The sequence below is a fragment of the Rhizobium acidisoli genome (assembly GCF_002531755.2).
Lineage (GTDB): Bacteria > Pseudomonadota > Alphaproteobacteria > Rhizobiales > Rhizobiaceae > Rhizobium > Rhizobium acidisoli.
The window spans coordinates 544,368-565,458 of sequence record NZ_CP035001.1 but is presented as its reverse complement, the minus strand read 5'-3'; the positions used below and the strand labels follow the sequence as shown (position 1 = coordinate 565,458).

Genomic DNA, 21,091 nt, shown 5'->3' with positions numbered 1-21,091 from the left:
CTATTCCGCGACGAGGGAAAGGTGGCTGGCGCGGCCGTCAATCCATCGCCCGACCGTCTGCGAGATGTGGTCCAGCCCTTCAAGATGCATGTTGCTGCCGCTCTTTGACGGCGGCAGGCGGGAAGGCAGACGTTTCAGCGCCTCGGACATGATGGTGGGATCGGCCGATTGTTCCGGCAGAAGCATATCGACGAGGCCGAGCGCGCTTGCCCGCTGGGCACGCAACAGCTGTTCCTCGCGCGGCTTGACGCGCGGCACGATGAGCGCCGGCTTGTCGAAGGAGAGGATTTCGCAATAGGTGTTGTAGCCGCCCATGGCGACGACGCCGGTGGCGCCGTCGATCAGCTCTTCCATGTGGTTGTCGAACTCGATCACCTCGATATAGGGAATGGCTTCGCCCTTTTGCACCAGCTTGGCGCGCTCGGCCGCCGGCATATAGGGACCGAGCACGACAAGCGCCTTCTGCGTCAGCGTCGGATCGGCCTCGTAGGCGTTCATCACGTCGTGGACGAGATCGGAGCCGTCGCCGCCGCCGCCTGTCGTGACCAGGAGGTAATTATCCTTGCGGGCGTTGATCGAACTCTTGCCCTTGGAGACGCTGCGCTGCAGGAAGCCGACGAAATCCATCTTTCGGCGCAGGCTCGCTGGCACGTCGAGACCGACAAGCGGATCGTAGAAATCCGGCGGACCATAGACCCAGACGCTGTCGTAATATTGGTCGATCTTTTGCATGATGCCGTTCCGCTTCCACTCGGCGTCGAGCAGATGCGGCGCGTCCATCACCTCGCGCAGGCCGAGCACCAGCACGGTGCCGCGGGCCTTGAGATAGGCAAGCGTATCCTCGACCTCGCCCTTCAGTCCCATCGGCTCCTTGTCGACGATGAAAATATCGGGCTGGAAGGTCTCGGCCGTGTGGCGAATGCTCGATTCGCGCATCTTCAGCGTCTCGTGCAGATCGATATGGCTGGCAAGCGAGGTATATTCGCCGTTGCGCAGCTTGATGACGCTCGGGATCTTCACGAAGTCGACGCGGGCACGATAGTCGAAGGCGCCGGCGATCGTCGCACCCGAAATGATCAGAATGTTGAGGCCGCGATAATCCTCGACCAGCGCATGGGCGATCGCGCGACAGCGCCTGAGATGGCCGAGGCCGAAGGTGTCGTGACTGTACATGAGGATGCGCGCATCTTCGAGACGTCTGGCCATGGGTGGTGTTCCCTCCGGGGTGAACAGCATGCGTTAGTACCCCCACCGTCCGGAGGCCACGTGGCGGGGGCGGTACCATAAGGCGCCGCCGGGTTTTCTGCTATTTGTAGGGATCTGCCGCATCACGCAAGCCGTCTCCCAGAAAGTTGAACGCCAAAATGACAAGAACAACAGGAATGATCGGATAGAGCAGCCAAGGATAAAAGGCGATGACGCTGACGCTTTTTGCCTCGGTCAGCAGGATGCCCCAGCTGGTGATCGGCGGGCGAAGGCCGAGGCCGAGGAAGGAGAGCGCGGTCTCGCCGAGAATCATGCCGGGGATCGAAATCGTCGCCGAGGCAATCAGATGCGACATGAAACCCGGCACCAGATGCCGTCCGATGATGCGCGGCGTGCTGGCGCCCATCAGCTGTGCCGCCTGGACGTAATCTTCTTCGCGCAGCGCCAGAAGTTTGGAGCGCACGGCGCGGGCAAGCCCCGTCCAGTCGATGATGCCGAGGATGACGGTGATCCCGAAATAAATGACGATCGGGCTCCACGTCACCGGCATGATGGCGGCCAGCGCCATCCATAGCGGCAGGCTCGGCAGCGATTGCAGCACTTCGATCAGGCGCTGGACGACGAGGTCGAAAATGCCGCCGCGATAACCGGCAAGGCCGCCGATGACGATGCCGAGCAGGAAGCTGATCGAAATGCCGATCAGGCCGATCGTCAGCGATATCCGCGCGCCGTAGAGGATGCGCGAGAGCACGTCGCGGCCGAGCCGGTCGGTGCCGAGCAGGAACATCTGCCCGCCGATCGCCGGGCAGACCAGATGATAGTTCGAGGCGGCAATACCCCAGAATTTATAGGCATCGCCACGGCAGAAGAAACGGATCGGCTGTACGTCGTTCGGCTTGTCCTTATAGACGCGGTGCAGCGTATCGAGATCGAGCGTCATGCTGCGGCCATAGACGAAGGGACCGACGAAATTGCCCTTGTCGAAGAAATGCACACGCTGCGGCGGCGCGTGAATGAAATCGACATTGCGCGTATGCAGGCCGTAGGGCGCCAGGAACTCCACGATCAGGATCATCAGGTAGACGGCGGCGAGAAAGATGCCGGAGATCAAGGCGAGCTTGTGCTGCTTGAACTTCCACCACATCAGCTGCTTCTGCGAAGCTAGATGGATGCGCGATTGCGCCGCCGTCATGGTTTCGGTCGCCAGCGGATCGAACGGCGCGGTCGAGACGTAATGGGGAAGCGGCGCGCCGGGTGCGGGAAGGGGCGACATTATTTGGTGCTCCTGCCTTGCAGACGGATGCGGGGATCGAGGAAGCCGAGGGCGATGTCGGAGATCAAAACGCCGATGACGTTGAGGAAGGCGAGGAACATCAGGAACGAGCCGGCAAGATACATGTCCTGGCTCTGCAGCGCCTTGATCAGCATCGGCCCCGTCGTCTCCAGCGACAGCACGATCGCGACGATCTCGGCACCGGAGATGATCGACGGCAGGATCGAGCCGATATCGGCGACGAAGAAGTTGAGCGCCATGCGCAGCGGATATTTCAGCAGCGCCCGTATCGGATGCAGGCCCTTGGCGCGCGCCGTCGTCACATATTGCTTCTGCATCTCGTCGAGCAGGTTGGCGCGCAGCCGCCGGATCATGCCGGCAGTCCCTGCCGTGCCGACGATGATGACGGGGATCCACAGGTGGGAGAGAATTGAGCGCGCCTTCGCCCAGCTCATCGGCGCAGAGATATATTGCTGGTCCATCAGATGGCCGATCGAGATGCCGAACCAGATATTGGCGAAATACATCAGGATCAGCGCCAGCATGAAATTCGGAACGGCGATGCCGAGCAGGCCGAGGAAGGTCAGCCCGTAATCGCTCCAGCTATACTGGTGCGTGGCCGAATAAATGCCGATCGGAAAGGCAATCAGCCAGGTGAGGAGGATCGTCGTGAAGGAGACGAGGATCGTCAGCCACAGGCGCTCGCCGACCACATCGGAAACCGGCATCTGGTATTCAAAGGAATAGCCGAAATCGCCGTGCAGCATGCCGCCGACCCAGTAGAAATAGCGCACGATTTCCGGCTTGTCGAAACCGTATTGCTGTCGCATCTCCTCGATTTCCTGGAGGTTGGCGGTCTCGCCGGAAGCGCGCAGCTCGGCGATCTGGCTCTCGAAGAAGTCACCCGGCGGCAGCTCGATGATGGTGAAAACCAGCGCCGAAATGACGAAGAGCGTCGGCACCATGGCGGCGACGCGCCAGAGAATGTATCTGAGCACGCCTCAGGCCTCCTTGTACCAGAATGCATCCGGCATGTAGATGCCGAGATAGGAGGTGGGATCGAAGCCGTAGAGGGCTTTCTCCGGCAAGTTCTGCAGCTTTGCAGCGCAAAGGACCGGCTGCAGCGTGCTGTTGATCAGCCCGATGGAGAACACCTGCTGTGTATAGAGCGCCAGCATCTTGTGCCAGATCACCTGGCGCTCCTCGAATTTTGCGGTCGAGCCCCACTGGCCGAGCAGGTCGACCAGTTCGGCCGCCTCAGGCAGGTCGGGCGCTGTGCCCTCCTGGCCGGCGGAGAGGTAATGCATGCCCCAGAGCGGCCATTGCAGCTGATCGTCGAGGGTCGGCGCCAGTCCGGAGGGCGACATGTCGGCCGTGGGAACACCATTGTCGAGGCCGTACCAGATCGACATCATGATCGAGCCGCTCATGGCGCGGTTACGGAAGACGTCGCGCTGCGAGGTGCGGGTATAAAGCGCAAGGCCGATATTGGCCCAGTGATCGTGCACCAGTTCCAGCACGTCGGTGTCGAGATTGCTCTCGCCGGCAGTTTCGACGGTGATCTCGGCGCGCCGCCCGTCCGGCAGCAGCCTTATGCCGTCATCGCCGCGCTTTGTCAGGCCGACCTCGTCGAGCAGCCGGTTGGCCTCGTCGGCATCGAACTTCACGAAGGCATCGGCATATTCCTGCTTGAACAGCGGGCTGTCGGGCAGCACGGTATCGGCACTTGGCGTGCCCAAGCCATAGAAGGCGACCATATTGATCTCGTGCCGGTCGATCGCCAGCGACAAGGCGCGGCGCAGGCGCACATCGCGGAAAAGACCGCGCCATACCTCGTCGGCACAGTTGAGGTTAGGCAGCAGCGTGATGCGCGAACCGCGAGCCACCTTCCAGAGATTGACCTTCACCGGGAAGCGCTTCTCAGCTTCTTTCAGAAAGGTGTAGTCGTTGAAGTCGATGCCGGTCGCCTGCAGGTCGGCTTCGCCGGCACCCGCCTTGGCGGCGATGATCGAGGAGGAGGAGACGTTGAGGATGAACCGGTCGAGATAAGGAAGCTGCCTTCCGGTCTCGTCGACGCGGTGGAAGAACGGGTTGCGCTCGAAAACGAATTGCTCGGCCGGTAGCGCCGTCGTGTTGCGCCAGGGATCGAGCGTCGGCAGGTTGGGATTCTCAGGCCGGTAGGAGCGGGCCATCTTGATGTGCAGGTCCTGCCATTTCTTGACGCGGTTGGCCTGCATCATCTGTTCCATCTTCGCCTGGTCGGGCTGGAACTTCTTATGGAACTGCTTGAGATAATGCGCCGGCCCGACGATGACGAGCGGGATCGGCCCTGCCAGCGTCGGCAGGAACATCGGGTTGGGCTTTTCCCAGGTGTAGCGGACCGTCAGCGGATCGAGGACCTCGAAACGCGGCAGGCTGCCGTGCGGGCGAAGCTCCAGCGCGCCGCCGCCCGGCGTCAGCTTGTCGTTCAGGATGACGTCTTCCCACCAGTAGCGGAAGTCGTCGGCCGTGAACGGCTCTCCATCGGACCATTTATGGCCCTCGCGCAGCGTGAAGGTGAAGATAGTATCGTCTTCCGAGTGGAAATCGGCGAGGATATCGGGCTGGAACTGTAGGTGCTTGTTGTAGCCGATCAGCCGGGCATAGCCGTAAATCGTCATGAAGCGGATGTCGCGCTGGCTGCCGATGATGGTGCGCACCGTGCCGCCGTAGCTGCCGGGAGCGAGCCCCATCTCCTTCAGGTTGACGATGCGCGGGCGGGCGGGAATACGCTCGGCCATACCAGGCAGGCTGCCCGATGCCAGCCGCTCCTTGAGAAACTCAGGCTCGCCGGCCGGCTCCGCCCGAAGCACCGCGGGGGCGATTGCCGCGCCGACAAGGCCGCTCAGAAAGGTGCGACGCGTCACCATCCTCGCAACTCCTTGGCATCGGCGCCTTTGCGGGCGCGCACCAGATGGCCGTCGCCGAGATCGGCATAGGCAAGCTCGGCGGCGTCGTCATGCTCGGCGGTGAAGGTCACGCCCCAGTTCTGCTTGTCGGCCGCGCCGTTTTCCCGGAGCGCCTTGAAATCGAGCGGCCGATCAAGATCGGGGAAGGGGACGGCGGCGAGCAGCGATTTCGTATAGGGGTGCACCGGATCACGCAGGATGATTTCACGCGGCGCGATCTCGACGATGCGGCCCTTGCACATCACGGCGATGCGGTCGGCCATGTAATCGACGACGGCGAGATTGTGCGAGATGAACAGATAGGTCAGCCCCAGCTCCTTCTGCAGGTCCTTCAACAGGTTGAGGATCTGCGCCTGGACGGAGACGTCGAGCGCCGAGACCGGCTCGTCGAGGATGATGAGCTTCGGGCCGAGCGCAAGCGCACGGGCAATGCCGATGCGCTGGCGCTGGCCGCCGGAAAAACTGTGCGGGTAACGGCTGAGGTAACGCTTGTCGAGGCCGATCGCCGCCATCAGGCCTTCGACCTTGCGCTTGCGCTCGTCACTGTCGCCGCGGTCGTGGATCTCCAGCGGTTCGCTGAGGATGTTGCGCACCGTCATGCGCGGCGAGAGCGAGGAGACCGGATCCTGGAATACCATCTGGATCTTGGTGCGCATATCCTGCAGTGCCTCGCCGCGCACCGAAAGCACGTCGATCACGTCCTTGCCGTCGTTGAACTCCACAGCGCCGCTGTCGGGTGTGATGGCGCGCATCAGGATCTTGCTGAGTGTCGTCTTGCCGCAACCGGATTCGCCGACAAGGCCCAGACATTCGCCGCGGCGGATGTCGAAGCTGACGTCGTCGACGGCGTGCACGACGGCGGCTTCGTGCTTGCCGAGGAAACTGCGCTTGCGGGTCTTATAGGTTTTCGAGAGGTTGGCGACCGAAAGCAGCGTGCCCGGCGCCTCCGCCTGCAACGGCTTTTTCTTGCCGACGAGGGTCTCGAGATTGACCGGCACGTCGCGCAATGCCTTCAGCCGCTCTCCGGGTTTCATGTCGAAATGCGGAACGGCGGCCATCAGCGCCTTGAGATAGGGATGCTGCGGATTGCGGAAGATCGCCTCGACCGGCCCGGCTTCCATGATCTCGCCGTGATAGATGACGACCACCTCGTCTGCCATGTTGGCGACGATGCCGAGATCGTGGGTGATGAGCAGCATCGCCATGCCGAGCTTGGCCTGCAGTTCGCGCAGCAATTCGAGGATCTGCGCCTGGATCGTCACGTCGAGCGCCGTCGTCGGCTCGTCGGCAATCAATAGCGCCGGCTTGCAGATCAGCGCCATGGCGATCATCGCGCGCTGGCGCATGCCGCCCGACAGCTCGAACGGATACATGTCGTAGGTGCGGTGCGGATTGGTAAAGCCGACGAGGCCGAGCATTTCCTCGGTCTTCTCACGCGCTTCCTGCTTGTCGATCTCAGTATGGATCAAAAGCACTTCGCTGATCTGGTTGCCGACCGTGTGCAGCGGCGAAAGCGAGGTCATCGGCTCCTGGAAGATCGTCGCCATGCGCCGGCCGCGCAGATCGCGCATTTCCTCGCTGTCGCGCGAAAGCGACAGGATATCCGTCGTGCTGCCGTCGAGCGGATCGGTGAAAAGGATGCTGCCGGAAGCACTGGCCGGGTTGGGCAGGATGCCCATCACCGACTGGCTGATTACCGATTTGCCGGAGCCGGATTCGCCGACGAGAGCGGTAACCTTGCCTGGAAGAATGCGAAGATTGGCTTCCTTTACGACACGCAGCCGGTCGCCGAAAACCGAGAAGGAGATGTCGAGATTTTCAATACGCAACAAATCGGCTGCAGACGCCATACCAATGAAATTCCCCAGTCTTCTATGTTCCCGTTAAGGCACACTATCGCACCGCAAACGGGGTGTCTAGCAGATGACAGTCAAGGGAAAACCACTGCATCTCGCCGAAGTTCCCCAGGCGAGACGCGCAGATTCATTGCAGGCATTCGAGTATCTACTGGATGAACTTCTCCATGGTTGTACGCTCCACGTGTTTCTTCGCGTCCCGGTGCAGGAGAATGACTTGCTCGGCCTCGGAAAGCCCGTTCTGCACCGACTCGCGGAAGCCCTCGTCGACGTTGATCTCGGGGGCCGGCGCCCGCGGCTGTAGTACGGTCACCTTCTGGCGGATGCCGCGCAGCTTTTCTTCGCCGAGCGTCGTCCATTCGCCGCCGCAATAACCGGCGAAAGCCTGGCTGGCGACGACCTCGCGGCCGTATTTCTTAGTCAGGATCTGCAGCCGCTGGACCTCGTTGACGGCCGAGCCGAAGGCGGAAAAGGTCAGCCGGTCTTTCAGGCCGACATTGCCGAACATGACGTTGCCGACATGCAGGCCGATGCCGTAGCCGACTTTGCTCAGGCCTTTCGCCTCGCGGTCCTTGTTGAGTTCGGCGACCCGCGCCTGCGCCTGATGGACGGCGGAAAGCGCTGCCTCGCAGGCTATTTTCGACGGGTCCTTGTGGCGCCCGCAGGGATAGACGGCGAGGAAGCCGTCGCCGAGGAAGCTCAGGATCTCCCCGCCGTTGCGGTTGAAGGGCGCGGCGATCGCGTCGAAGAACTGGTTCAGCGTGTCGATGTAGGCCTGGCGGCCTTCCTTTTCGGCATACATTGTGGATTCGCGCATGTCGCCCATGACGAGTGCCGCACGGATCGTCTCGCCGTCGCCGCGGCGGATCTGGCCATTCAGCACCCGCTTGCCGGCATCGCCGCCGAGATAGGTGGTCAGCATGTTGTTGGCGAGCTTGCCGAGCACGGCCATCTTGGCGGCGACCGCCAGATGGTTCTGCATCCGAAGAAGCGCGTCGATCATGTCGTCGGAGAAGCCGTTGTGGTGGTCGGTCGACCAGGAGCCCATCATGCCCTGCACCGAGCCGTCGCCGAAGGGCTGCACGAAGGCGAGGTAATCGGTGATGGCGTCCTTGCGCAGGTCCTCGAAGATCGGAAATTCGGCCGGCCCTTCCTGCATCAGGCGGCGGCGGATGTGCTGCAGGTTGTTGTCGAGCAGGTAATAATAGGGGCTCTGCAGAAAACGGTCCGGCTTCTGCCCTGCCGGCATGCGGAAGCCCTCGATGGTGACGCCGCTCGCGCGCCGCCAGGTAAAGCTCAAGGCGTCGTAAAGCGGATGCAGCATCGAAAAGGTCAGATGCACCCGTGCGATCGGCAGGCCGGCCGACGCAATCCTCTCGCAGAAACCGCGCACGATGTTTTCAAGCTCGTCTCCGGCCAGCGAAGAGTTCGTCAGCCACTCAGCGACCCGGTCCAACAGGATGGAGGACACGCTGGATTCGATCGTGCTCATTCTCGGTATGATCCTCATAAGGCACGCCATCCCCAAGAGCCAAAAATCCCCTGCCGGCACATTTTCATGCGCAGGTCACAAGGAAATCAGGATGTACGAGCGGTATTATTTGTCAACGATCTGCCGAGAGCCCGACAGCGGCACCCCTCTGCTCCCCTATGGAGGACCGGACGGGCAGTCCTTTCACGGCAGTTTATTGTTGAAAGCCAAAATAGGGATGCTGCAAATGCGAAACAATGGGATCGGGATTTTTTTGTGCGCTCAAGTTGCAACAAAGGATTGTGCCGGGGCATTTCGGCCACACCCGGGTAAGGGATTTTCGATGTGGATATCGGCGAGACCGACCTTCGTCCCGCTCTGAGGGCACGGCTGGGTGGTCGACCAGGAGCGAAGGCAGATGGCGACGGCAGCGCGTTGAACCAGGAAGTGCGATCCGTCATCCGTTGCGCCAACGTCGAGTTTGGCAGAACAGACCCCCATACTCCGTCATCCCAGGCCTTGAGCCTGGGATCCATGCCTGCCGCTGGTGTGAAGGCGCGTGGGTCCTCGGGTCAAGCCCGAGGACGACGGAGCGTGGGGTGGCTTATGGAGCAAGACGGCGAAGAATATGGGACCAGCTGCGACTTTTACGTGAGCTTTGCCGGCGCCTTCATCTTCTTGACGCCCACCGATCCCGGTCGAGGGTGACTGGAACCGGTGAGCGGCAGCTTTTGGGCGCTAACCGGACGGCATTGCCGCCGGGAGAAAAGGACCCGGGTTTAATTCACCGCGATCATGCATTAGATCAGCTTCCTCTTCCCGTTTGAAAGATCCCGCCTTGGCCATCTCCACCTTCGACACGCTCTTGCAGAAGATCGAAACCCGCAACGCCCGTGCCGGCGTCATCGGGCTCGGTTATGTCGGCCTGCCGCTGGCGATGGCGGTGGCGCGCAGCGGTTTTGCGGTCACCGGCTTCGACATCGATCCCTCCAAGATGGTGGCGCTCGATGCCCGCCGTTCCTATATCGACGCCGTCAGCAATGAGGCGCTTGCCGCGGAGATCGAGGCTCGCCGCTTTCAGGCGACCACCGATTTCGCCGGGCTCGCCGAGTGCGACGTCATCATCATCTGCGTGCCGACGCCGCTGACCAAACATCGCGATCCCGATCTCTCCTTCGTCGAGGCGACGTCGCGCTCGATTGCTGGGCATCTGCGCCCTGGCCAGCTCGTCGTGCTGGAATCGACCACCTATCCCGGCACGACCGACGATATCGTCAAGGTCATCCTCGAAGGCACCGGGCTGAAATCCGGTTCGGATTTCTTCGTCGGCTTCTCCCCGGAGCGCGAGGATCCAGGCAATCAGCATTATCATACCGCCACCATCCCGAAGGTCGTCGCCGGCGACGGGCCCGAGGCGCTGTCCTTGATGAAGGCCTTTTACGGCGCGGCGGTATCGACCGTCGTTCCGGTCTCCTCGAATGCGACGGCCGAGGCAGTCAAGCTCACGGAGAACATCTTCCGTTCCGTCAACATCGCCCTCGTCAACGAGCTGAAGACCGTCTATGCGGCGATGGGCATCGACGTCTGGGAAGTGATCGACGCAGCCAAGACCAAGCCCTTCGGGTATATGCCCTTCTATCCCGGCCCCGGCCTCGGCGGCCACTGCATCCCGATCGATCCCTTCTACCTCACCTGGAAATCGCGCGAATACGAGCTCCCAACCCGCTTTATCGAGCTCGCCGGCGAGATCAATTCGGCGATGCCGCGTTATGTCGTCGGCAAGCTTGCCGAAGCGCTCGATATCCGCGCCGGCAAGGCGCTGAGCCGCAGCAAGGTGCTGGTGATCGGGCTCGCCTACAAGAAGAACGTCGCTGATATTAGAGAGAGCCCGTCGCTGCGGCTGATCGAGATCATCGAGGAACGCGGCGGACGGGCGGATTATCACGATCCCTTCGTCGCCGAGATCCCGCCGACACGCGAATACCAGGCGCTGAAGGGCCGCCGATCGGCGGCGCTGACGCCGGAAGCTGTGAGCGGTTACGATGCGGTGCTGATTGCGACCGACCATGACAGCGTGGATTATGCGGCGCTCGCAAAAAGCGCTACGCTGATCATCGACACCCGCAACGTCTTCAACCGGCTAGGCCTTTCGGCCGATCACGTCATCAAGGCATAAAAGCAGCGCGACGGCATAAGCCGAGTCGATCCGCTATGATGACGGCGACAAAGAAACCACCCCGACCGGTCGTTGCCATTTCAAATAAGTCCTTCCCTAAATCAGGATAAGATCAGCCCGTCGCCTCAAAGCGGCGGGTTTTGCTTTGTGCGCCCAGCATGGGCGCATTCTTGTGGGTGGAAGTCCCACCGTAAGCTGGTCATGGCGAGCGAAGTGAAGCGCAACTGCGGAAGGGCGACCGACCGTGGGGAGGAAGCGTGGATCGAAACTGCGGGCCGATGGACAAGAACCGGATATGAGGCGGTGCCGACCAGGGCGAGCGGGCAAAGAACCGCGAAGCTCTTGTGACCAAGGGGCGGTGGCGTAAATCCGGCGGTCGTGCAGGGAAGGAGTGCGTTCTTACCTGGGGAGATCTCGCCTTGTGCCTGAAAGGGCGACGGTGTCGAACCGGAGCGAGAAGTCAGCAGAGGCCGTAGTAGGGAGCGCCTTGGCGCGAACGAAGGGCCGAACGAGAGAGAGTGAAGTTCCCACCGAGGATGAGCAAGGCCATGCGTCAGATGCCGGGACAATCCGGGAGATCGGAGAGGCAAGCGGGTGAAGCCCGTCGGTGCTGCGATCTCGACGAAGCCGCGCCCCCGCCACGGACTGGCAACGACACAGGTGCGGGGCTGCTTGAGGCGGCCCTGAGGCGAGAGAACCTTCAGCGGGCATTAAAGCAGGTACGAGCCAACAAGGGTGCTGCGGGTGTGGACGGCCTGGACATCGACCAGACGGCTGCGATGCTGCGCCAATGCTGGCCTGCCATCCGCGACAGTCTGCGGGAGGGGACGTATCGGCCACAGCCGGTGCGTCGCGTGATGATCCCGAAGCCTGGGGGCGGCGAGCGTGAGCTTGGCATCCCCACGGTGCTGGACCGCCTGATCCAACAGGCGCTCCTGCAAGTCCTCCAGCCGATCCTTGATCCGACCTTCAGCCCGCACAGCTACGGCTTCCGCCCAGGACGCGGTGCGCACGATGCCGTCTTGGCGGCGCAATCATTCGTACAGTCCGGACGGCGGGTCGTGGTGGACGTGGACCTGGAGAAGTTCTTCGACCGGGTTGACCACGACATCCTGATCGACCGTCTGCGCAGGAAAATCCCCGATCCTGGCGTCATCCGCCTGGTTCGGGCTTACCTGAACGCCGACATCGTCGATGGGGATGCGGTCATCAAGCGGACCTGTGGCACGCCGCAGGGCGGGCCATTGTCACCGCTGTTGGCCAACCTGCTGCTGGATGAGGTGGACAAGGAACTCGAACGGCGGGGCCATGCCTTCTGCCGCTATGCCGACGACTGCAACATCTATGTGCGGTCGCGACGGGCAGGCGAACGAGTGATGGCTCTGCTGCGGCGTCTTTATGGCCGGCTTCACCTGACGGTGAACGAAACCAAGAGCGCCGTTGCCAGCGTCTACGGCCGCAAATTCCTCGGCTATGCCTTTCGGCAAGCCGGGGGTGTGGTCAAGCGACGGGTGGCCGACAAGGCCATAAGAGCGTTCAAGGATAAGGTGCGTCATCTGACGACCCGGGTAACGGGGCGGTCCTTGAAGGCGGTGGTCGAACGGCTGGGTGCCTTCGTGCGCGGATGGAAAGCCTACTTCAGACTGGCACAAACACCTCGGGTCTTTAACGATCTGGACGAGTGGATGCGCCATCGTTTGCGGGCTATTCAGCTCAAGCAATGGAAGCGAGGCTGGACGATCTTCCGGGAACTGACGGCAAGGGGAGCAAACCTCAATGCGGCGCGCCAGGTGGCGGGTAATTCCCGTCGCTGGTGGCGCAACAGCGCCAAGCTCCTCAACTCTGTGCTCACGATTAAATGGGCCGATCAACTCGGTATGCCCAGACTCGCCTAACCTCAATCTCTCGAACCGCCCGGTGCGGACCCGCATGCCGGGTGGTGTGGCAGGGGTGCGATCAGCTATGATCGCCCCCTATGCCGTTTTCGGAGCGCCTCTCAAATGACGCTCGGCGCTGCAGAAAGTGATTTGCCGGTCATCCGGCTGGCGGCCACCGCATAACCGCCCGAAGCGCCGTCGATGAAATGCATATGGTCGCGCGAAATCGGCGTCGGCACGAAGCAGGTCATCAGCGCCGAGGCCTGGCGATGCAGCCCGTAGCGTGCAATGCCCTTGGCGCGTGCCGCTTCCAGCAGCGTCTCGATCCGTTTCAGATGTTCGGCGTCGACGTCGACCGTCATCTTCAGCCCGTCGTCGAATTTGCGGAAATCGGAATTGCCGGCGACGTCGCGCTTATAGCGGCGCGCATCGAAGCGGCCGAGCGGAATACCGAGCCGATAGCAGATCACCGTGATGGCGAGCTGCAAAAAGATGATGAGCTTCTGGCGCAAGCGCCGACCGGCGGGGGCTGTGGCCTTGGCCTCGCGATTGATGCCGTGCAGCGAGAAGGCAAGCTCCGGGCCGTCGGCCGGCACCGGATGGCTGCCGCGGTTCTGCTCGCTGGTGATGGCGACGATACCGTTCACGAGGTTGCGGAATTCCTCGCCCGGCCTGCCTTCGCCGGGCACCGCGATGATCGAGACGATCTCGCCGTTCTGCGCATCGATCGGGCTCCAGCGGCAGGAAAGGCCGGTGAGATCGGGGCGTGTTCCGGCCGCTGCGCGCTCGACGGCGTAATGGCCGAGCTTCATCTGTCGTTCCGCCCAGCTGGTGCCGCCGCCCCAGAACATCGCATAGGTGACGTGCGGGCTTGCCGAATAACGCGCGACGCGCACGTCAAGCCCCTCGGCGCGGGTGTCGGCGACCGGAACGATGGCGACGCGCAGCATCAGGCCGAGATCCTCCTCGACCCAGATCTGCACGGCGGAGAGGGCGTCGCGCGCCGCCTGCTCCAGCGAGCCCGGAAGCGCAATCAGCGCGCCGTCGCCGCCGAAGACGAAGGGATAATCGCCCTTGCCGACGGCATTCAAGACAGCCGAAATGACGCTGGCGCCCGCCATGTTGACGTCCTTGTAGCGTCCGCCGGCGATTGCCTGCGTCGAGCCGACGATATCGGCAAGCGCCAGCACCCAGCCATCCGGCAGCGGCCGATAATTGGCGGCATCGGTCACGCCCTCGAAGGCGCTGAACAGCGGCACGGCGGCAAAGAATTCTTCGTCGGTCACGGTTTTCATGTCATCCAGCTTAGCACAGACCCATGTTGCCACTGCAACGCCATTTCCCATGTACGGCAATCGACTTGGCAAGGTTTCATGTGTTAGCACCCGCGGACGATTTTTCATCACGGATACGGATTAGATGAGCCGCCTCGACAGCTTCATTCGCCGGTTGACGGCCCAACGCGACATTTTGAACGCGATCATCGATCTGGTCGGCGAAATGGAAGGCCCGGTGTTGGAATTCGGCCTCGGCAACGGCCGCACCTATGATCACCTGCGCGAAAATTTCCCCGGCCGCCGCATCGTCGCCTTCGACTGGGAGGTCCGCTCCTATTCGGCCTCGACGCCAGCGGCGGAAGATATGGTGACCGGCAATATCCGCGAGTCCGGCCAGGCCTTCCTCGGCATCGGCGCGGCGCTCGCCCATGCCGATATCGGCACCGGCCATGACGAGATCGACGCGGTAACGCTGACCTGGCTGCCGCATCTAATGGCCGGCGTCCTCGCCCCAAACGGCATCGCCGTCAGCGGCCTGCCGCTGGAGCATGCCGAGTTGGTGGCCCTGCCGCTGCCGGAGGGGATCAAGGAAGGGCGGTATTTTGTGTATCGGAGGACATAAGCGGGCGGATGAGCCGGCTACGCGGCGGGGCGAGGCATGCAAAGCACCACATTGTATGAGCGAATCCCCGGCACGTCGCGAACCAAGCCCATCTCGTGGCCATCGAAGTTAAAAGCCTCTCCGCCCAAGCGTCGCTTTTGAACGCCGACGCGGCAGAGCTGCCTCATTGCAATTTATGCGTTTGACACGCTGAGGTCCGACGATCGCAAAGCGGCAGCCATGTTCCTTCGTGACGTGACGAGATCAACATGCGGTTTCACGCCAGAATCGGCAATCAAAGCTGCAACCGCTCTTGGAATGTCGGATCTTATAGCGAGCCAGGGCTTTTGGCGGTGTCTGCCGTATGTGAAGAGGTAAAGAGGGAAAAGGCAAAACCATCGATATCCGGGTTCCCGACAATCGGAAAGTGATTTGGAAAGTCATCCTTGAAAGAGCGAAGTGGTGGCAGGAATGATGTGACCGCCAGCAGTTTTTCCGGGAAGCTCTGCGAAATATCGTGAGCATTCCCGGACAGAGGCAAGGAAGCATCGTTTGATGCGAACTCTTTCAGCTTCGCGGCATTTCGCCACCTGACAACTGATCCAGAAATCGGGATGACGACGACCTGCCAGCGAGGTGCGGGGACTTCACCGTCGCCAGTTTTCAAGTTGACCGCCGTTGGCAATGCCATTCGTCCGATTGGCATACTGCCTACTGGCCGATGGGGCTGATTGGGTCTATAATCATCGATCACCGTATTGGCCGGGGGAGAGCCAGATGCGTGAGTTGATCGGAAGCCTTCTCATCTATTTGAGCGCTGCTGTAGCCGCCCATGGCGGCCCGCTTCACGACGCGGTCAAGAGCGGCGACCTGACGGCCATCGCGGCGGCGCTTGATGCCGGTGCCGACATTGAGGAGCAAGAGAAGGACGCTACACCTCTCTTTCTGGCAATTCGCAGCGGCCATCCCGAAGCAGTGGAATTGCTGATCAAGCGCGGGGCCGGTGTGAACAGCCAGTCGTCGCTCGGCCTGCCGCTTACAGGCGCCGTTTTGACCAACGCCGTCGATATCATGCGCCTGCTGTTGGCGCATGGTGCTGACCCGAATGCCGCAGCCAGGGGTGAGCGCATGCTGCATTTCGCGGTCGCGAACAGCTGTCTGGATTGCGTCAAGGTGCTCGTCGAAGCCGGGGCAGACGTCAACGCCGTCTGGATCCGGGGTGACCCCGCCCGTCTACCGGCTATCATCACGGCCTATCATCTTGCAAAGCATGACGATCATGCCGACATCGCCGCCTATCTGCTGGCGCATGGCGTCACCATTTTGAAACCCGAGCCGATTTCCGCGAAGCTGGCGGACGGCGACCCGGCAAAGGGCGCGGCGTTCTTTGCGCCCAACTGCTCCTCCTGCCATGCCACCCGTGCCCAGGGTGGACCTACTAGGGGACCGAGCCTTTGGAACGTCGTCGGGCGCGACAAGGCTTCGACCAAATTCGACGGCTACTCCAAAACGCTGTCCGCTTGGGAGGGGACCTGGACGTATGAAGATCTCAATATTTTTCTAGCCGGTCCCACTTTGACGACGCCTGGCGTCGACATGGAAATCCGTGGCGCGCCGGATGAAACCGATCGGCTTGATGTGATCGCCTATCTCAGAACGCTCGCTGACACGCCGGTTCCGCTGCCTTGACGGCATGGTGCGCAGCCACGCCGGCGAGGGTGTCGCAGCGTCGCTGCCGCTCCTGGCCGATATCGTTGATTTACTCGGACAAATGGGGCGGGCCGGCATGAGGCTCCTTTTTGAACGCGCGCTTGAGCGCATCGAGGACGACACGAATGGACGGAACGTCCTTGATCTCCGAGTGCACGACCAGCCACAGCTCCCTTAGCAGAGCATGTTCGCCCTCGATGCGCTGGAGATCTCCGGGGACTGCGAAATCGGGTAGCATGACGACACCTCCGTCGAGCCTTGCGGCCGCGACCTGAAACTCGAGAACGGATGATCTCAATGCAATTGGGCGGCCGGCGGCCACTTCCTTGAGACGCAGCTGCTGCGGCGAGGCATTCATCGCTTCGTCGTAGCCGATGAAGGTCCATTCGGACGGCGCAACGGTTTCGAGATAACGCTTCGAGGCGAAGAGATTGAAAGTCAGCTCGTGGAGCTTGGTGATCGAATAGTCGCCATCTTCCGGTCTTGACAGTCGGACCGCGATGTCAGCCTCGCGCCGGTTCAAAGACGTAAACCGTTTCTCGCCAACAAGCGTAATTTGAACACCCGGATGATCGCGCCGGATAGCGACGATCGGTTTTGCCAGAAGCACGCTCGAAAGAGCGGGAGGGGCGCTGATCCGCACATGGCCGCGCACTTCCGTCGCACTGCTGCGCCCAATCTGCTCGACCGCGGCAGTTTGCAGGGCGATGACAGCGGCATGTTTGGCAACCTTCTCCCCTTCCAGAGTGAGAATGACGCGCCGCCCGCGACGGTCGATGAGCTTGCGTTCCAGCTTAGCCTCAAGCGATGAGACGCGCCGGCTTATGGTCGCGTGTTCGACCCCCAGCTGCTTTGCCGCGCCGAGAAACGTTCCCGACTGCGCCAGCGCCAGAAAATGCCGCAAGTCGTCCCAATCGAGTTGTGTGAATTTGTTCCCACTCATTGTGCAGCAATAGGGAATTTTCACAGGTTTGGCCAGCCGGTAGCCTGTGCGCATCAAGGAGATCTCACGATGACAGATCAGATCGTAATGTTGAACGCCCCCGGCGACGTCACGCGGTTTCAGGTACAGGATCACCGTCCGGCCGCTCCCGGTCGAGGCGAGATAAAAATTCGTCATGAAGCGATGGGGACCAACTTCCTGGACATCTATCATCGGAAGGGCATCTATCCGATGCCCTTCTATCCGGCGGTGATCGGTGCTGAGGCTGCGGGTGTCGTGGCAGCGGTCGGTCCTGACGTGACGGGCTTGCAAGAGGGCGACCGGGTGGCGTATGCGGGGCCGCCGGTCGGAGCCTATTGCTCGACAAGGACCATTGCCGCTGAAAGAGTGATCAGGCTTCCCGAAGCGGTTTCGGCGAAAACGGCTGCAAGCTCGCTGCTCAAGGGCATGACGGCCTACATGCTGCTGAAGAAGACGTGCGATGTTCGCGACGGAAGTCGTATTCTGATCCACGCGGCCGCTGGTGGGCTTGGAAGCATCCTCGTTCGCTGGGCCAAGTCGCTCAATGCCACGGTGATCGGCACCGTCAGCACGCCCGAAAAGGCGGTGCTCGCCAAGTCCTTCGGCGCGGATCATCTCATCATCGGGCGCGAGGCCGATATTGTCGCGGAAGTCCAACTGCTTACGAATGGCAACGGCGTTGACGTCGCCATTGACGGAATTGGCGGCGATATGCTGGTCAAAAGCCTTCGTTCGGTCCGAGCCTTCGGGATGGCTGTGACCATCGGGCAAGCCGCCGGACCGGTTCCTCCGGTTCCGGTCGAGGAGCTTCGGCCCGGCAAGTCGCTCTCTCACCCGAGCATCATGGCCTGGTGCGCCGATGTCGACAGATACCGCGAGGCGGCGCAGGCGGCAGTCCAGGCCATGGAAGCAGGGATCGTCTGCCAGATCGCGGCCGAGTTCAGCCTGGCAGATGTTGCAAATGCGCATATCGAAATGGAGTCAGGGCGGGCCGCAGGCAGTATTTTGCTGATCCCTTAAGGCGTGGCGTGCAAAGGGATGGCTCCGTAGCCGCCCCTACGGCAGAAGCAGCACGTTATACTGATCGAATTCGCCGGGCAGATCGCGCACCTTCATCTCCTCCTCGCGGTCCTCGAAGAGGACGAGGCAGTCCTCATAGTAGCTGGCGAGCATGGAGATGAAAGCTCTCGTTCCCTCGGTTCCGTAGAAGAGCGGGGTGATTTCCATATGGAGCGGTACGCGGCGGGCAAGCAGGGGCTGCATCGAGCGGCAGGCGATCGGTTCATAGCCTTCGATATCCATCCAGACGAGGCCGATTGCTCCAGGATCGATCGAAAGGCCGGCGAGGATTTCGGAGACCGGCTTCACCGGCACGCTGATCTTCCTGTCGGTCGGGCTCTGGCGGATGGCGCTGCTCTTGCCGTGATTGTTGCGGTTGAGGAAGAAGTCGATCTCGCCTTCGCGCTCGCCGGCGGCGCAATTGACGAGGTGGACCTTTTCTTCCAGCCGGTTCTGGCGGATGTTAAGTTCAAGCAGCGGGAAATTGCGCGGGTCGGGCTCGATGCTGACGATCCGGGCGTAAGTGCCACTCAAGGCGAAATAGACAGTCTGGGTGCCGATATTGCCGCCGATCTCCAGCAGCGTCGCATCCTTTCTGAGGAGGCCGCGCTCGCGCAGGATGACGATCAGCCGGTCGACCGCGTCGCGCTCGAAATGGCCCTTCCGGAAGACCTTGCGGCCGATATAGTCGCCGGGCGAGAAGGTCATCAGATGGTCGCCGGCGTCGACCGTCATCGAGATGACGCGCGGGCCGATATTTTCGACCAGCAGGCGGCGGCCGAAGCGGGTGTCGAAGAATCGCGAGGCTGCGGTGTTGCGCGCCTTGCGCAGGCGGCGGCTCCAATATTTGGCGGTGAGCCAGGGCTTGCCGGACATCAGTCTTTTCCTTCGAGCGGTTCTGCCGCTTTCTCTCTCGGAATGACGTAGACTTTCAAGGGCAGGGCGCGGCCGCGCACGCTGATTTCACGGCTTTCGATGCCGGAAAGATCAGCGCCGGAGAGGCTCGCCACCGGCTCGGAGATGACAATCGCCGCCTCGAATTCCTTAGCGGCACTTTCCAGGCGGCTCGCGACATTCACGGTATCGCCGATCGCAGTCATGCTGCGCACCCGGCCATAGCCCATTGTGCCGACGACGGCCGGGCCGGTGTGGATGCCGATCGCAATGCGCAGCGGCAGCGCCAGTTCCTCGGACAGCTCCGCGGCGAGTTTCTCGATCTCGGCGACGATCGCCGCGGCCGCCTTCAGCGCCTGGCGGCAGGCTTCCTCAGGCGCGGTGTTGAGGCCGAAAAGCGCCATGGCGCCGTCGCCGATGAACTTGTCGAGCCGCCCGCCCGCCTGCTCCACCGCCTTGCCGATGATGGCGAAATAGCGGTTCAGCAGGAAGACGACGTCGAAGGGGAGGCGCGTTTCCGTCAGCGTGGTAAAATGGCGAATGTCGACGAAAAGCACGGCGATCTCACGTTCGCGCCCCGGGCTGGTCTCCTGGCTGTTGGCGGGAAGGGCGGCTTCGAGCGCCGGCACCAGCAGCGGCGCGACCGCGACATCGCGGTTCGGGCGAAGCTGGCAGGCAAGCCGCACATCCGGGCCGGCATTGATGCGCCTCAGGGTCGTCTGTTCCATCTTGTCGGGGACCGGCAGGTGTTCGTAGTCGCCGAGGATCTGCACCCGACAGGTGGAGCACTGGCCCTTTCCGCCGCAGACGGAATAATGCGGCAGGCCGCCGAGCCGGCTTGCCTCAAGCACCGAGAAGCCGCGCGGCACACGGATCACTTCGCCACCCGGATAATGCACGGCCACCTGGTCGAGGGCCTCCTTCAGCCTGCGCCGGGCGCGGGCTGCGACGACGATCAGGAGCGCGGCCGAGAAAGCGCCGTAAAGCCCTGCGCGGATCGTCGAAACCTGGCGGAGAACCTCCGGGTTCGAGGCATAACGGGAGTTGACCGTCGCCTTATAGGGGCTGTTGGCGATCGCCTGCTGATAGGCGGGGTCGGCAAGCGTGCGGCCCATTTCGACGAAGCCGAGCAGCGAGAGCACCGGCACGAGGATTGCCAGCGCCAGCAGCAGCGGCGCCAGGCCTGGATACCAAGGGCGGTAGCGCAGCCAGAAATGCAGGCCGATGCAGCCATGGATCCAGACGGCGAGGAGACCGAACGCCTGCCGCAGGCCGTTTGCCGGAGCCCGGATCCACAGCGAGCCGACGACCGTCTCGTAGTCATCGATATAGCCATAGAGCTCGTGGGCGATCCGCGTGCCGATGACATGATCGATGAGAAGCAGCGGGATCAGCAGGCCGAGCACGATCTGCGCCATTTCGCCCTTTGGCATGACCAGGCTGCGGCGCATATAAATGGCCCGCAGCACCAGCGCTATATGGATCAGAACCGACGAATAGAAGATGGTCGTGCCGACAGGGTTGCGCCAGATCGCCATGAACAGGCGGGCGGCCTTATCGGCGGCCGAGACGGAAATCAGGCCGATCGCATGGTTCGACAAATGCATGAGGACGAAGATGAAAATGACCAGGCCGGAACCGAGCCTTGCCCTTCTGATCGTACGCTCCGAAAAAATCCCTGTGGCCGAGACCGTCGTCATTCATTCCCGTTCTTGTCGATGCAACCGCAGGCTCATAGAGATTGAGAAAGAGGCGGAATTGCTTCCATCGCGATCACAT

General features: G+C 62.0%; 16 protein-coding genes. 5 read left to right on the top strand and 11 right to left on the bottom strand.

The genetic code is table 11. From position 1 onward, the window contains the following. The 6 genes from CO657_RS31800 to CO657_RS31775 all read right to left on the bottom strand — a co-directional run bounded on the left by CO657_RS31800 (position 1) and on the right by CO657_RS31775 (position 8,775). Entirely contained in the window at positions 1-1,206 is a 1,206-nt protein-coding gene (locus CO657_RS31800) for a glycosyltransferase family protein (protein ID WP_054184050.1), read from the bottom strand. 100 nt (positions 1,207-1,306) lie between these two features. Further along, positions 1,307-2,479, bottom strand: coding sequence for an ABC transporter permease (locus tag CO657_RS31795; RefSeq protein ID WP_054184051.1), 1,173 nt, complete (start codon positions 2,477-2,479; stop codon positions 1,307-1,309). Continuing rightward, complete coding sequence (locus tag CO657_RS31790) at positions 2,479-3,477, bottom strand: ABC transporter permease (protein ID WP_054184052.1); 999 nt, start codon at positions 3,475-3,477, stop codon at positions 2,479-2,481. The genes CO657_RS31795 and CO657_RS31790 overlap by 1 nt, the downstream gene beginning before the upstream one ends. Before the next feature lie 3 nt (positions 3,478-3,480). Continuing rightward, positions 3,481-5,388 carry an ABC transporter substrate-binding protein gene (locus CO657_RS31785; RefSeq protein ID WP_054184053.1) on the bottom strand — a complete coding sequence of 636 codons (1,908 nt, stop codon included), beginning with the start codon at positions 5,386-5,388 and terminating at the stop codon, positions 3,481-3,483. Then, on the bottom strand, positions 5,382-7,277 hold the full coding sequence (locus CO657_RS31780) for an ABC transporter ATP-binding protein (RefSeq protein ID WP_054184054.1): 1,896 nt from the start codon (positions 7,275-7,277) through the stop codon (positions 5,382-5,384). Before CO657_RS31780 ends, CO657_RS31785 begins: the two co-directional genes overlap by 7 nt. 154 nt (positions 7,278-7,431) lie before the next feature. Beyond that, positions 7,432-8,775, bottom strand: coding sequence for an adenylate/guanylate cyclase domain-containing protein (locus CO657_RS31775; RefSeq protein ID WP_003595075.1), 1,344 nt, complete (start codon positions 8,773-8,775; stop codon positions 7,432-7,434). A gap of 817 nt (positions 8,776-9,592) precedes the next feature. Here CO657_RS31775 and CO657_RS31770 point away from each other — a divergent pair. Together CO657_RS31770 and ltrA are read left to right on the top strand one after the other, a co-directional pair. Beyond that, positions 9,593-10,930, top strand: coding sequence for a nucleotide sugar dehydrogenase (locus CO657_RS31770; protein WP_003595077.1), 1,338 nt, complete (start codon positions 9,593-9,595; stop codon positions 10,928-10,930). Positions 10,931-11,466: 536 nt separating this feature from the next. Further along, positions 11,467-12,825: a group II intron reverse transcriptase/maturase gene (gene ltrA, locus CO657_RS31760; RefSeq protein ID WP_054184056.1), complete on the top strand. Its 1,359-nt coding sequence runs from the start codon at positions 11,467-11,469 to the stop codon at positions 12,823-12,825. A gap of 101 nt (positions 12,826-12,926) precedes the next feature. Here the strand turns inward: ltrA and CO657_RS31755 are convergent, their stop codons facing one another. Continuing rightward, on the bottom strand, positions 12,927-14,102 hold the full coding sequence (locus tag CO657_RS31755) for a DUF3095 domain-containing protein (RefSeq protein ID WP_054184057.1): 1,176 nt from the start codon (positions 14,100-14,102) through the stop codon (positions 12,927-12,929). Positions 14,103-14,226: 124 nt separating this feature from the next. Here CO657_RS31755 and CO657_RS31750 point away from each other — a divergent pair, with 124 nt between their 5' ends. Beyond that, entirely contained in the window at positions 14,227-14,706 is a 480-nt protein-coding gene (locus CO657_RS31750) for a class I SAM-dependent methyltransferase (protein ID WP_054184058.1), read from the top strand. A gap of 307 nt (positions 14,707-15,013) precedes the next feature. Here the strand turns inward: CO657_RS31750 and CO657_RS36970 are convergent, their stop codons facing one another. After that, on the bottom strand, positions 15,014-15,376 hold the full coding sequence (locus tag CO657_RS36970) for a hypothetical protein (RefSeq protein ID WP_156339789.1): 363 nt from the start codon (positions 15,374-15,376) through the stop codon (positions 15,014-15,016). Between the two features lie 86 nt (positions 15,377-15,462). On the opposite strand from CO657_RS36970, the gene CO657_RS31740 reads away from it, so the two are divergent. After that, the gene (locus CO657_RS31740; RefSeq protein WP_054184059.1) at positions 15,463-16,374 is read left to right on the top strand and encodes an ankyrin repeat domain-containing protein; all 912 of its coding nucleotides are present in this window, start codon (positions 15,463-15,465) and stop codon (positions 16,372-16,374) included. A 70-nt stretch (positions 16,375-16,444) separates the two neighbouring features. Here CO657_RS31740 and CO657_RS31735 read toward each other — a convergent pair whose 3' ends face one another. Further along, positions 16,445-17,338: a LysR family transcriptional regulator gene (locus CO657_RS31735; RefSeq protein WP_054184060.1), complete on the bottom strand. Its 894-nt coding sequence runs from the start codon at positions 17,336-17,338 to the stop codon at positions 16,445-16,447. 69 nt (positions 17,339-17,407) lie between these two features. Between CO657_RS31735 and CO657_RS31730 the strand changes: the two genes are divergently transcribed. Next, on the top strand, positions 17,408-18,379 hold the full coding sequence (locus tag CO657_RS31730) for a quinone oxidoreductase family protein (RefSeq protein WP_054184061.1): 972 nt from the start codon (positions 17,408-17,410) through the stop codon (positions 18,377-18,379). A 36-nt stretch (positions 18,380-18,415) separates the two neighbouring features. On the opposite strand, the gene CO657_RS31725 is transcribed toward CO657_RS31730, so the two are convergent. Both CO657_RS31725 and CO657_RS31720 read right to left on the bottom strand, forming a co-directional pair. Continuing rightward, complete coding sequence (locus CO657_RS31725) at positions 18,416-19,294, bottom strand: FkbM family methyltransferase (RefSeq protein ID WP_054184062.1); 879 nt, start codon at positions 19,292-19,294, stop codon at positions 18,416-18,418. Next, positions 19,294-21,012 (bottom strand): adenylate/guanylate cyclase domain-containing protein, encoded by a 1,719-nt coding sequence (locus tag CO657_RS31720; RefSeq protein WP_054184063.1) that lies wholly within the window; start codon positions 21,010-21,012, stop codon positions 19,294-19,296. Before CO657_RS31720 ends, CO657_RS31725 begins: the two co-directional genes overlap by 1 nt. Positions 21,013-21,091: the final 79 nt, after the last annotated feature.

Bases quoted from the DNA above. Each gene is read 5' to 3' on its own strand.
- CO657_RS31800 (WP_054184050.1), bottom strand. From the start codon at position 1,206: ATGGCCAGACGTCTCGAAGATGCGCGCATCCTCATGTACAGTCACGAC.
- CO657_RS31795 (WP_054184051.1), bottom strand. From the start codon at position 2,479: ATGTCGCCCCTTCCCGCACCCGGCGCGCCGCTTCCCCATTACGTCTCG.
- CO657_RS31785 (WP_054184053.1), bottom strand. From the start codon at position 5,388: ATGGTGACGCGTCGCACCTTTCTGAGCGGCCTTGTCGGCGCGGCAATC.
- CO657_RS31780 (WP_054184054.1), bottom strand. From the start codon at position 7,277: ATGGCGTCTGCAGCCGATTTGTTGCGTATTGAAAATCTCGACATCTCC.
- CO657_RS31775 (WP_003595075.1), bottom strand. From the start codon at position 8,775: ATGAGCACGATCGAATCCAGCGTGTCCTCCATCCTGTTGGACCGGGTC.
- ltrA (WP_054184056.1), top strand. From the start codon at position 11,467: ATGAGCAAGGCCATGCGTCAGATGCCGGGACAATCCGGGAGATCGGAG.
- CO657_RS31755 (WP_054184057.1), bottom strand. From the start codon at position 14,102: ATGAAAACCGTGACCGACGAAGAATTCTTTGCCGCCGTGCCGCTGTTC.
- CO657_RS31750 (WP_054184058.1), top strand. From the start codon at position 14,227: ATGAGCCGCCTCGACAGCTTCATTCGCCGGTTGACGGCCCAACGCGAC.
- CO657_RS36970 (WP_156339789.1), bottom strand. From the start codon at position 15,376: ATGGCATTGCCAACGGCGGTCAACTTGAAAACTGGCGACGGTGAAGTC.
- CO657_RS31740 (WP_054184059.1), top strand. From the start codon at position 15,463: ATGCGTGAGTTGATCGGAAGCCTTCTCATCTATTTGAGCGCTGCTGTA.
- CO657_RS31735 (WP_054184060.1), bottom strand. From the start codon at position 17,338: ATGAGTGGGAACAAATTCACACAACTCGATTGGGACGACTTGCGGCAT.
- CO657_RS31730 (WP_054184061.1), top strand. From the start codon at position 17,408: ATGACAGATCAGATCGTAATGTTGAACGCCCCCGGCGACGTCACGCGG.
- CO657_RS31725 (WP_054184062.1), bottom strand. From the start codon at position 19,294: ATGTCCGGCAAGCCCTGGCTCACCGCCAAATATTGGAGCCGCCGCCTG.
- CO657_RS31720 (WP_054184063.1), bottom strand. From the start codon at position 21,012: ATGACGACGGTCTCGGCCACAGGGATTTTTTCGGAGCGTACGATCAGA.